Here is a 12,926-nt window from a genome sequence, read left to right as displayed (position 1 = left end):
ATGGCTAATCCAGAACATGTAAAATTGTTGAAGCAAGGCGTAGAAATATGGAATCAATGGAGGACAGAGCACCGTGATGCTCGTCCAGACTTCTCTGGCGCCGATCTACACGATAGCGATCTTCAGGGCGTCTATTTCAATGGTGCCGTCCTCTCTCACACGAATATGAGCGGAGCCAACCTCCATAAGGCTGTGCTTGTCTCTGCTCATCTCACCCAAGCCAATTTGAATCAGGCTCAATTGTGTAAAGCATCCCTTTCCGGAGCCAATCTCAGCGGAGCCCGACTCTGTGAGGCAGATCTGAGTGAAGCCGACCTCTTTCAGGTGAATTTACATAGAGCCGATCTAAGTGGAACCCGGCTCGACGGTGCTTATTTCTATCAGGCAAACCTTTCAAAGGTTAACCTCACAAATGCAGATATGAAAGGAGCGCAACTAGGGTTAACAGTGTTCGCAGATGTTAACCTGTGCCACGTACAAGGGCTAGAATTTGCCGTACATCGGTGCAAATCGTATCTCAATCTCGACGTCATTATGCGCTTCCATAATAATCTTCCCATACAGTTTCTTCAAGGCGTCGGTTTTTCGAACAGCATCATCAATGGGATTCGCTCCGGAAACATAATTCCAATTGATGATTCTGCTCAGTCCCACCATAAATGGGAGGCCTGTTTTATCAGTTACACCCAACAAGATCAAGCATTTGCAAAAAAGCTGCATCAGGATCTGCAGCGTCAGGGCATACGGTGTTGGCTCGACGATGAAGATCGACTTGACGACGAGCTTCGATTTTCAATACCTCATATCATTATTCTCTCACAACACTCAGTACAACTAGACTGGAGAAACAGCCAGAAACCTGATTGGGTCTTTCAGGAAGTCATTGATGCCCTGGCGACAGAAAAAGAACAAGAACGCCACATCTTGATTCCCATACGCCTAGATGAGACGATTTGGCAATTGAACGAAGATTGGGCTGAAGAACTTCGCCAGACACGAGAGATTGATGACTTTACACACTGGTCAAACGAAGAGATATACCAGCAAGCGCTAAACCGTTTGCTTTGTCGCTTCAAAACAGGTAGATGAATGGCGCCCCATTCATCTACCTGTCGATTAGTATGTACAAAACAACCACATGCTGCTCCTGAGCAAATACCAGGCTTTCGTTTTCACAGTATACTAGAGAAAGACTTTCATAGAGCAAAGGTAACCTATGGTATCACGGACATCCTTCATCATAGGGAATGTTTGTGGTCCCAGGATAATTATAAGCAGGATACTCTACTATCATAAATCGTGATGAGAGGGCAACACGTATGAGCTTACGCATCCCTCGCCAGATGTACGCCGATCTCTATGGTCCCACGACCGGCGATCGCGTACGGCTGGCTGATACCGAGTTACTGATTGAGATTGAAAAGGATTATACCGTTTACGGAGATGAGATCACCTTCGGTGGCGGCAAGGTCATTCGCGATGGCATGGGCCAGAGCAGCCGCGCCACCCGCGAGGGAAGCCCTGGTACCCTGGACCTGGTGATCACCAACGCGATCATTATCGACCACTGGGGCATCGTCAAGGGAGATATCGGTGTCCGCGATGGTCGCATTGTCAAAGTTGGCAAGGCCGGTAATCCCGATACGATGGATGGCGTTGATCCTGAACTGGTCGTTGGCTCAGGGACCGAGGTAATCGCTGGCGAGAACATGATCGTGACGGCTGGCGGCATCGACTCTCACATCCACTTTATTTCGCCACAGCAGGTCTATGAGGCCATGTCTAACGGCATTACCACCATGATTGGCGGTGGGACAGGTCCCGCTACAGGTACCAACGCGACCACCTGTACGCCGGGCGCCTGGAATCTGGCGAGAATGCTGCAAGCGACCGAGCACTGGCCCGTTAACTTTGGCTTCCTGGGCAAAGGCAATACGGCTACCCCGGAGCCGCTAGAAGAGCAGATACGCGCAGGTGCCTGTGGCCTGAAACTCCATGAAGACTGGGGCACCACACCGGCGGCTATCGACACCTGTCTTAAGGTTGCCGACAAATACGACATACAGGTCGCGATCCATACAGACACCATCAATGAGGCCGGCTTTGTAGAGGATACGATTGCGGCCATTGGAGGTCGCACCATCCACACCTACCATACAGAAGGTGCTGGTGGTGGTCATGCTCCTGATATTATCCGCATCGCTTCATACCAGAATATCTTGCCATCCTCGACAAATCCTACCAAACCGTTTACTTTGAACACCTTAGCCGAACACTTAGACATGTTGATGGTCTGCCACCACCTTAACCCGATGGTCCCAGAAGACGTGGCCTTCGCAGAGAGCCGCATTCGTCCTGAAACCATTGCTGCTGAGGATATCTTACACGACCTGGGTGTCTTCAGTATGATCTCCAGCGACTCGCAGGCCATGGGGCGCGTGGGAGAAGTCGTTACGCGTACCTGGCAAACTGCACATAAAATGAAAGTACAACGCGGTTCTTTACCTCAAGATTCAGAGCGCAATGACAATTTCCGGGTCAAACGCTACGTGGCCAAGTACACAATCAATCCCGCCATCACCCACGGCATAGCACGGCATGTTGGTTCGATTGAACCAGGCAAACTGGCTGATCTCATCCTCTGGCGCCCTGCCTTCTTTGGAGTCAAACCAGAGATGATCGTTAAAGGCGGGTTTATCTCGTGGAGCGCGATGGGAGATGCGAACGCCTCTATCCCGACACCGCAACCAGTCCTTTATCGACCTATGTTCGGCTCCTTCGGTGGTGCGACGGCTGCTACGAGCCTGACATTTGTTTCTAAAGCAGCCATAGAGGAGGGGATCCCCTCTAAGCTCGGTTTACACAAAACGGCGGTTGCAGTAGAGCAATGTCGGACTATTGGCAAAGCTAATATGCTGCACAATACGGCGACGCCTAACATTGAGGTTGATCCCGAAACCTATGAAGTGCGGGCCGATGGAGAATTACTCACCTGTGAACCTGCTGAAGTTCTCCCCATGGCACAACGGTACTTCTTATTTTGAGATGAAACTATCTTTGTGTTGCATTCCGACGCAATGAAAGCAAAAACGAAAAGAGCCTTGACGTAAATCAAGACTCTGATGAACTGAGGATCACGTTGTGATCGCAAGTTACAATTAGAGGGCGACGTTAAATCGCTGGTACGAATTGCAGTATCAATCGTCTGTATTTCGGAACAGGATGCGCACTGATGTTACAAGATTTCGCAATTCGTCCGAGGTGGTAAATGAGGGAGTCTGTAAATACGTTGGCTGAACACCTGGACATGTTGATGGTCTGCCACCATCTCAATCCACTGGTGCCTGAGGATGTGGCCTTTGCGGAGAGCCGCATCCGCCCTGAAACAATTGCCGCCGAGGATATTTTGCATGATCTGGGCGTCTTCAGCATGCTCTCCAGCGATTCGCAGGCGATGGGACGCATTGGAGAAGTCATTACGCGTACCTGGCAAACTGCACATAAAATGAAGGTGCAGCGTGGGCCGCTGGCACCCGATAGTGGGCGCAATGATAATTTCCGCGTCAAGCGCTATGTAGCCAAATACACCATAAATCCGGCGATTACCCATGGGGTGTCACAGCATATCGGCTCAATTGAACCTGGCAAACTGGCCGACATTGTCCTCTGGCGCCCCGCGTTCTTCGGGGTCAAGCCAGAAATGATCATTAAGGGCGGCTTCATTTCATGGAGTGCGATGGGAGACGCGAACGCATCGATACCTACGCTACAGCCAGTGCTCTATCGTCCCATGTTTGGCTCCTTTGGTGGCGCGACGGCCGCGACCAGTCTGACGTTTGTTTCTCGGATGTCGCTGGAGGCTGGTTTACCAGACCAAATTGGGCTGCGGAAACAGAGTGTGGCGGTGGAGAATTGCCGCCATATTGGAAAAGCAGATATGATCCATAACGCGGCCACACCAAAGATTGAAGTAGATCCAGAAACGTATGAAGTACGCGCCGATGGAGAGCTGTTGACCTGCGAGCCGGCCGGGGTGCTCCCACTGGCGCAGCGTTACTTCTTATTTTAACCTGGATTGACAGTGCAATTACGCTAATAGAGAGATGAAAACGACATGACTGATACAGATTTTACACGTGCCTTTCGGGTGGGGATTGCTGGTCCGGTTGGCAGTGGTAAGACCGCTCTGGTTGATCGTCTGAGCCGCAGGCTCTGGCCGCGCTACAATCTGGCCGTGGTCACCAATGATATCTATACGCGAGAAGATGCTGAATTTCTCTTGCGCCAGGGAACATTACCGCAGGAGCGTGTGCGCGGAGTGGAGACAGGAGGCTGTCCCCATGCAGCTATTCGAGAAGATGCCTCAATGAATCTGGAAGCCATCGCCGATCTGGAGGAGAGCCTACCTGGACTCGAACTGATTTTTGTCGAAAGCGGTGGCGATAATCTAGCAGCCGCTTTTAGTCCCGAACTGGTCGATGTCGCGATCTATGTGATCGATGTATCGGGCGGAGACAAGATACCGCGTAAAGGTGGACCCGGCATCATGCGTTCAGATCTACTGATTATCAACAAAATTGATCTGGCTCCCTATGTGGGCGCCTCCCTCGAAGTAATGGACAGGGACGCCCGCATCAAACGTGGCGAACGACCATTTGTGTTCACAAATCTCAAAGCTGAAACGGGACTTGATACCGTTATTGATTGGCTTGAGCAGCAGATCCATGTCCCTCCACAGCAGCGGCGTAGCATCATCGATGCCCATATGCCCTACACGGGACAGCCACATAGCCATAGCCATGATGAGCAACCTGGACACAATCATACCCACTAGCGCACTCTATCATCGCACAATGCGCCGAAAAAGGAAGGATCCTGCATGCCAATGATGGTTCATCTGACATCAGAGAAGAAGGTCAGGCATATTTTACAGGGAGGAATCAAAGGAAGCCGAGGCGTATATTGTATGCCGATGCTCCAGAATCACTATATCTCTTATCAATGGCTACGCGAACTTAAGCGCAATGGGCAACGCACCTATGTCGCGGTCTATTTCCGGCTAGCCAGCAATGAAGTCGTTTCAGTTGGTCACTATAGTCGACCTCATGAGCAGATGCAGCTCAGTCAGGCGATTGCGACACTCATGCAAATCAACGATCCACAGGGATATGAAATCATTGTGCCACGTAAAGTTGAAAGAAAAGAGATCAACAAGGTGCGCCCAATCTCACAGTTGCTAGGATGGCGTTATATGCCTCATGCCCACGGAAAAGCTTTCTGCAACTGTCCCGCCTGCATCCCACGAGGCCAGATTAAATCGCGGATACTGCGCGAGCGTTACAAAAATGGTACTACGCGAAGTGGCTCAGATTGAGCCACTTCTAAATATACAACAAAAAAGACCTTACTTGCGAGAAGTAAGGTCTTTTTTTCTTACGCAACTGCATACCATGTATCCTCAATTTTGCCGAGCCATCTGCCAGTCAGAGACTGAAGCAGAGGACGCGCACTACATGAGCCACGATGAAGATACTGTTGGTGAAACAAGCCGTACGATCATTAGGGCGACTTCGCTCCGCCTGTTACCAGGTGTCCACGTGTCGTCTATCGACCAGGTCGTCTTCCTGGGATCTTGATCCTACGAATAGGATGGGAGAACTCGTCTTGGGTGCGGCTTCGCGCTTAGATGCTTTCAGCGCTTATCCCTTCTCGACATAGCTATCCAGCTCTGGCCCGGGCAGGCCAACTGGCACACCAGCGGTCGAGCCATCTCGGTCCTCTCGTACTGGAGATGACGCCCCTCAATTCTCCTACGCCCACGACGGATAGAGACCGAACTGTCTCGCGACGTTCTGAACCCAGCTCGCGTGCCGCTTTCATGGGCGAACAGCCCAACCCTTGGGACCTACTCCAGCCCCAGGATGCGACGAGCCGACATCGAGGTGCCAAACCTTGCCGTCGATGTGAACTCTTGGGCAAGATAAGCCTGTTATCCCCGGGGTAGCTTTTATCCGTTGAGCCACACTCCTTCCACTCGGGAATGTGGGATCACTAAGCCCGACTTTCGTCCCTGCTCGACCTGTCCGTCTTGCAGTCAAGCTCCCTTGTGCCTTTACACTCTTGTGGGTGATGTCCATCCACCCTGAGGGAACCTTTGGGCGCCTCCGTTACTCTTTGGGAGGCGACCGCCCCAGTCAAACTACCCGCCTGATCCTGTCCACGTCCCGGCTCACGGTGACGTGTGAGAAACAAAACACAACGAGAGTGGTATTTCATTGCCGTCTCCCCTACCCCCACAAGGATAGGTTCTCCGACTCCCACCTATGCTACGCACGCTCTGCCTCGTTTCGAGGTCAAGGTGTAGTAAAGCTCCACGGGGTCTTTTTGTCCTGTCGTGGGTAACCCGTATCTTCACGGGTACTTCAATTTCGCCGAGTCCTCTGTCGAGACAGTGCTCAACTCGTTACTCCTTTCGTGCGGGTCGGAACTTACCCGACAAGGAATTTCGCTACCTTAGGACCGTTATAGTTACGGCCGCCGTTCACCGGGGCTTAGATTCGCAGCTACGATCACCGCTCCTCGTAACCTTCCGGCACTGGGCAGGAGTCAGCCCCTATACTTCCGCTTTCGCGTTCGCAGAGACCTGTGTTTTTGGTAAACAGTCGGTTGAGCCAATTTCTTGCAACCCCCTCACGCCACTCCGAAGAGCCTCGCTACTAGGGCACCCCTTCTTCCGAAGGTACGGGGTCAATTTGCCGAGTTCCTTAACAGAGGGTCGCTCGATCACCTGGGGAGTGTTCCCCCTGCCTACCAGTGTCGGTTTGCGGTACGGGCGGAGACAACTCTGGCGAGAGGCTTTTCTTGGCGGCCTAGGGGCCGATGACTTCCGCGGACCAACGTCCGCTCGCTGCACGTGTCATGCACAGGAAACCGGGATTTGCCTCGGCTTCGCACTTCAACGCACAGACCCATCCTGTCCATTCGATGGGCTCACCTTCCTTACCGCGTCCCCCCATTGCTCAATAACGAGCATCTCCGGTGCAGGAATCTCTGACCTGCTTTCCATCGCCTACGGCTATGACGTCCTCGGCTTAGGACCCGACTCACCCTGGGACGTTTGACGGTGCCCAGGAACCCTCAGGCATTCGGTGTGTCTGGTTATCACAGACATGACGCTACTCATTCCGGCATTCTCACTTCTCTTCGCTCCACCAGTCCTTGCAGTCTGGCTTCTCTGCTGGAGAACGCTCCCCTACCAATCCATCTAGGATGGATTCCATGGCTTCGGTAATCCGCTTCAGCCTCGATACGTTGTCGGTGCCACGACACTCGACCAGTGAGCTATTACGCACTCTTTAAATGGTGGCTGCTTCTAAGCCAACATCCTGGCTGTTTGGGCGTTGTGACCCCCTTTTACACTCAGCGGATACTTGGAGACCTTAGCCGATGGTCTGGGCTGTTTCCCTTTTGACGACGAAGCTTAGCCCCCGCCGTCTCACTTGCATGCATGCTGTCCTGGCATTCGCAGTTTGCTTGGGTTTGGTAACCTGCACGAGGCCCCTAGCCCATTCAGAGCTCTACCTCCAGGATAGTGTATCATACAGCTGTACCTCAATACATTTCGGGGAGAACCAGCTATCTCCGTGTTCGATTGGAATTTCTCCCCTATCCACAAGTCATCCCCCAGTTTTGCAACACTGGTGGGTGCGAGCCTCGACGGACTGTCACATCCGCTTCACTCTGCTCATGGATAGCTCACACGGTTTCGGGTCGCATCGCCGCAACGTTCGCCCTGTTCAGACTCGGTTGCCCTGGGGCTCCCCAGCTTTAGCGCTGGTTAACCAGGCTACGACGATGCACTCGCCGGATCATTCTACAAAAGGCACGCCATCAGCCCTTGGTTCCGCAACGGAACAGTGGCCTCTGACTGCTGGTGAGTACGTGGTTTCAGGGTCTCTTTCATCCCCCTCTCGGGGTGCTTTTCACCTTTCCCTCACGGTACTTGTTCGCTATCGGTCGCTAAAGATGTGTAGCCTTGGAGGGTGGTCCCCCCAGCTTCCCACAAGATTGCACGTGTCTCGTGGTACTCAGGATCCCGACCCACGTTAACAAACCGTCCTTTACGGGACTGTCACCCGCTCTGGTCGCGCTTTCCAACGCGTTCAAGTAGTTCGTCATTGTTTGATGTCGGTCCTACAACCCCGACCATCCCGAAGGATGATTGGTTTGGGCTCCTCCCGGTTCGCTCGCCACTACTACGGGAATCTCGGTTGATTTCTCTTCGTCGGGTTACTGAGATGTTTCAGTTCACCCACTGCCCCCCGTCACTGCCTATGTGTTCAGCAGGCGGTCTCCAGACATCACTCTGGAGGAGTTGCCTCATTCGGATTCTCGGGGTTCATCGCTTGTATGCAGCTCCCCCCGAACGTTTCGCCGGTCTCCGCGTCCTTCTTCGGTCTTTAGCGCCAAGGCATCCACCTCGTACTCTGTGTAGCTTGTTCTCTACGTCTCTCATCATGTACTATGAATGCTTTGACTTCTGCTCTTCTTCTCGAAGAGAGAAATCGATCCTCTGCTTCAACTCTGGCTGACCATCTTGCTCAGCAAAATTGAAGATACATGGTATTCAGTTGTGAAAGTGCACTGTTGGCATCATCGATCACGCGTTCGTAGGTGCCGGGCTTGCCCCGGCTTTCATACGGGCCACGCATCTGCAATGTACCCCAACAGCTCAAGAGTGGAAACCAGCGTCGCTTCTGGCAACACGCCATGTCACCAATGTCCTGGTCGACCTGGAAGTGGGATGAGTCTGTTACGTCATGGTATCCATGACCCTCATCCAAGCTCCCTAGAAAGGAGGTGATCCAGCCGCACCTTCCGGTACGGCTACCTTGTTACGACTTCACCCCAATCACTGACCCCACCCTCGACGCTTGCCTCCCAGATGGGTTAGCCCAGCGGCTTCAAGTGTTGCCAACTTTCGTGGTGTGACGGGCGGTGTGTACAAGACCCGGGAACGTATTCACCGTAGTGTGCTGACCTACGGTTACTAGCAACTCCAACTTCATGGAGGCGGGTTGCAGCCTCCAATCTGAACTGAGGCCAGGTTTGACGAGATTAGCTCCCCCTCGCGGGTTCGCAACTCTTTGTCCTAACCATTGTAGCGTGTGTGTCGCCCAAAGCGTAAGGGCCGTGCTGACTTGACGTCATCCCCGCCTTCCTCCGTCTTATAACGGCAGTTTCGCTAGAAAAATCCAACTAACGACAGGGGTTGCGCTCGTTGCGGGACTTAACCCAACATCTCACGACACGAGCTGACGACAGCCATGCAGCACCTGTGAACCCGCCCCGAAGGGACAGCCCGTTACGGCTGGTGCAGGTTCATGTCAAGCCTTGGTAAGGTTCTTCGCGTTGCATCGAATTAAACCACACGCTCCGCTGCTTGTGCGGGTCCCCGTCAATTCCTTTGAGTTTTAATCTTGCGACCGTACTCCCCAGGCGGACCACTTATTGTGTTAACTACGACACTGAAGGGGTCGATACCCCCAACGTCTAGTGGTCATCGTTTACGGCTAGGACTACCAGGGTATCTAATCCTGTTCGCTCCCCTAGCTTTCGCACCTGAGCGTCAGGTACTTCCCAGGACACTGCCTTCGCCTTTGGTGTTCCTCCGGATATCTACGCATTTCACCACTCCACCCGGAATTCCGTGTCCCTCTGAAGCCCTCAAGTCAGACAGTTTCCGTAGTACTTCGTCAGTTGAGCCGACGACTGTCACCACAGACTTACCTGACCGCCTGCGTGCGCTTTACGCCCAGTAACTCCGGACAACGCTCGCCTCCTACGTATTACCGCGGCTGCTGGCACGTAGTTAGCCGAGGCTGATTCCTCTGGTACCGTCCGTTCTCGTCCCAGAGAAAAGCAGTTTACGATCCGAAAACCGTCATCCTGCACGCGGCGTTGCTCGTTCAGGGTTGCCCCCATTGACGAAAATTCCTCACTGCTGCCCCCCGTAGGAGTCTGGGCCGTTCTCAATCCCAGTGTGGCTGATCGTCCTCTCAGACCAGCTATCGATCGCAGTCTTGGTAGGCCATTACCCCACCAACCAACTAATCGAGCGCAGGCTCATCCTCGGGCGCCGTTTCCGGCTTTCTTCTTACGAAGCTATGCGGTATTGTCGGCGATTTCTCGCCGGTATTCCTCACCCCAGGGCAGATGACCCACGTGTTGCTCACCCGTCCGCCACTCCCTACTTGCGTAGGGCGTTCGACTTGCATGTGTTAGGCACGCCGCCAGCGTTTATCCTGAGCCAGGATCAAACTCGCCATCCAATTTTTATGTGTACATCACAGAGCAGTGATGTGCAATTGCATGTGAATTGCGATCATGGCCAAGTTACATGAACATTGGCTTATTTCGCAGATTATTATGGATACTTGATGGTGATCATCAAGCCTCCGAATTGACAGGAACTGGTTCGTTGTGTGTTGTTGTTCCAGTTGCTGTTCTGCTTTCCACTCTTCAGTTGTCAAGGTACTTCATCGGCAGAACCTTCATTCTGCCAGGAGACAGGCGCTTGATGTTTTTTCGCTTGCTTGTCTCACGTGCTGTAGTATCGCATATCCGTTGTGCTTTGTCAAGCGGTTTTAGGACCACTTTTGCGAGCCGTCCGAAATCTCGTCATTCGCCCCGGTCCCGGTCGGAACCGCCGCTGAAAACGGCTGGCATACCCACGGACGCAGCAAACCTGCGGTGGATAGAATTCATGAGGAGAATAATGATCTCAGAGGCGCTACATTAGCGTAGTACGGCTGATGCGAACGAACAGGAGCACCCAATCTCAGCGAGCCAGGTGATTGTTTCATTTGTTGACAGCTCGATGATTATGCCATATCTGTCAGGACCTGTCAAGCACTTTGGGGACGTATTTTACCTCGTCGAAAAAAATCGGATATAATGACTCGGTGCGTATTTCTATAAAAGGTGAGATGCCGGATATGGATGAAATAAACAAAGGCAATGCGTCTAGCTCTAGCAAAACGACAACAGAGGAGCAACTCCGGGCCTATACGATCGGAGAACTGGTACCATTGACAGGACAGATCCAGATCGTCGATTACGATGCTGAGTGGCCACTGCTTTTTGAGCGTGAGGCCGAATATATTCGGACAGCACTGGGTGAGCGGGCACTGGCCATTGAGCATGCTGGCTCGACATCGGTACCGGGATTGGCTGCCAAACCGATCATTGATATCGTGTTGGTGGTAGAGGATACAGCCGATGAACCTGCCTACGTTTCGGCACTGGAGGCAGCTAGCTATGTACTACGCATCCGGGAGCCAGACTGGTATAAGCATCGAATGTTTAAAAGGCCTGGTGCGAGTGTAAATCTACATGTCTTCTCGCAAGGTTGTCCCGAGATCGAGCGCATGCTTTCATTCCGCGATTGGCTACGCAGTCATCCAGATGACCGCCAGATGTACGAACAAACCAAACGAAGGCTGGCAAGCCAGGCATGGAAATATACCCAGAACTATGCGGATGCAAAAACCGAGGTGGTAGAGGAAATTTTCAAGAACATCCACAGAGCGTCATAAAAAAAGAAACCCCATGTAGGGACGTCCCTTGCGGTCGTCCGGGCCGCGAGCGACAGCGGCCCCCGTGTTCCCCCACGACACCGCTTCCCCTGCCTTCCACGCTGGTCCACGTGGTACTGGCATGCCAACGATCCACACACGTACCCACAAGTTACATAGGGATGGACTTCCCTACGATTCCTTGAAACGCGTTGCCTGAAATGGCTGTAAAAGGGAGGGTAACCGACCTGTGACGATATATTCGGTAATGCTCCGACCGGTCAGCGAACTAAGCAGAATGCCAACACCATTATGTCCACATGCCAGCACCACATTTTCCATGCCAGGTAGTGGCCCAAAGATAGGATGGCTATCTGGTGTAGCTGGACGGATACCAGCCCAGCGACGCTCAATACCGGAACTGGATAAAGATGGAATAAGGCGCAGGGCTTTTTTATATAATTGGTCAGTCTCTGCTAAAGTTACATCGGCAGTAAAGCCTGCCTCCTCTTTGGTAGCTCCTACCAAAATCTCATTGTTTCTAGGTACAAGGTAGATGGACTCACCAAAGAGTATATGCCGCAAAACTGGTTGTAACATTGGCAGAGCGATGATCTGTCCTTTTAATGGACGCACCGGAATATCCGTACCAATTAATGAGCTTAACAGACCTGACCAGGCACCTGCCGTCAATACCAGGTGCTCACATGTGATAATCTCACCCTCCGAGGTTTCGATCCCCACCACCTTCGTTCCCTCATACAATATTCTGGCCACAGGCGTCTGGGGGCGCAGCTGTGCTCCCAGTTTGCTGGCAGCCATCGCGTATGCCTGTACCAACCGGGCGGCGTTGATTTGAGCTTCTACCGGGACAAAGATCGCGCCGCAAACATCAGGAGCAAGCCGCGGCTCACGCTGTCGGGCTTCGTCTCCATCTAACCATTTCAGAGGCAAAGCAAACGCTTGCCAGGTCTTAAACCGTTGCTTGAGACGGGCCAGTCTTTTAGGATTGCGAGCCACACGTATGGAACCAGTCTGTGCATAACCCAGCTGCAGCCCGCTTATATGCTCTAATTCTGGAACCAGAGCAGGAAACTGCTGGAAGCCTGCCAGCAGTAGATCAGCAAAAGCTCCTTCTCCAGGGATGGGGCCCAGGGGTGCGAGCAGCCCCGCCGCCGCGCCAGAAGCCTGCTGGCCAATCTCGCCCCGCTCAAAGAGCATGACTTCTCGCCCGGCTTTACGGAGAAAATAGGCAATTGAACAACCAATTACTCCACCGCCAATAATAATTATGTCCGTTGCTTGCCGGGTCGCCATCGCTTTCTTTCCAATCGTGTATAGTTGCTTATC

Annotated in this window: 6 protein-coding genes, 2 rRNA genes and 1 pseudogene; 6 read left to right on the top strand and 3 right to left on the bottom strand. The window is 52.7% G+C overall.

The window, feature by feature from the left end:
* From KTT_RS32800 to KTT_RS32780, 5 genes and pseudogenes are all read left to right on the top strand, one after another.
* Positions 1-1,089: a toll/interleukin-1 receptor domain-containing protein gene (locus KTT_RS32800; RefSeq protein ID WP_160146301.1), complete on the top strand. Its 1,089-nt coding sequence runs from the start codon at positions 1-3 to the stop codon at positions 1,087-1,089.
* 230 nt (positions 1,090-1,319) lie between these two features.
* Positions 1,320-3,044, top strand: a complete 1,725-nt coding sequence (ureC, locus tag KTT_RS32795) for an urease subunit alpha (RefSeq protein WP_126601953.1) — start codon at positions 1,320-1,322, stop codon at positions 3,042-3,044.
* A 233-nt stretch (positions 3,045-3,277) separates the two neighbouring features.
* A pseudogene (locus KTT_RS32790) lies at positions 3,278-4,069 on the top strand (urease subunit alpha); the annotation flags it as partial.
* Positions 4,070-4,114: 45 nt separating this feature from the next.
* Entirely contained in the window at positions 4,115-4,834 is a 720-nt protein-coding gene (gene ureG, locus KTT_RS32785) for an urease accessory protein UreG (protein WP_126601951.1), read from the top strand.
* A gap of 45 nt (positions 4,835-4,879) precedes the next feature.
* Positions 4,880-5,374: a hypothetical protein gene (locus tag KTT_RS32780; RefSeq protein ID WP_126601949.1), complete on the top strand. Its 495-nt coding sequence runs from the start codon at positions 4,880-4,882 to the stop codon at positions 5,372-5,374.
* 165 nt (positions 5,375-5,539) lie between these two features.
* On the opposite strand, the gene KTT_RS32775 is transcribed toward KTT_RS32780, so the two are convergent.
* Positions 5,540-8,501 (bottom strand): 23S ribosomal RNA (locus KTT_RS32775).
* Between the two features lie 351 nt (positions 8,502-8,852).
* Positions 8,853-10,331, bottom strand: a 16S ribosomal RNA gene (locus KTT_RS32770).
* Together the 16S and 23S rRNA genes form the textbook arrangement of a ribosomal RNA operon.
* Positions 10,332-10,988: 657 nt before the next feature.
* On the opposite strand from KTT_RS32770, the gene KTT_RS32765 reads away from it, so the two are divergent.
* Positions 10,989-11,597 carry a GrpB family protein gene (locus KTT_RS32765; protein ID WP_218031069.1) on the top strand — a complete coding sequence of 203 codons (609 nt, stop codon included), beginning with the start codon at positions 10,989-10,991 and terminating at the stop codon, positions 11,595-11,597.
* Between the two features lie 171 nt (positions 11,598-11,768).
* Here KTT_RS32765 and thiO read toward each other — a convergent pair whose 3' ends face one another.
* The gene (gene thiO / locus KTT_RS32760) at positions 11,769-12,893 is read right to left on the bottom strand and encodes a glycine oxidase ThiO (RefSeq protein ID WP_126601945.1); all 1,125 of its coding nucleotides are present in this window, start codon (positions 12,891-12,893) and stop codon (positions 11,769-11,771) included.
* Positions 12,894-12,926: the final 33 nt, after the last annotated feature.

Source organism: Dictyobacter aurantiacus (assembly GCF_003967515.1).
GTDB lineage: Bacteria > Chloroflexota > Ktedonobacteria > Ktedonobacterales > Ktedonobacteraceae > Dictyobacter > Dictyobacter aurantiacus.
Note: the sequence above shows the minus strand (reverse complement) of the source record. Positions and strands in the feature narration are given on the sequence as shown.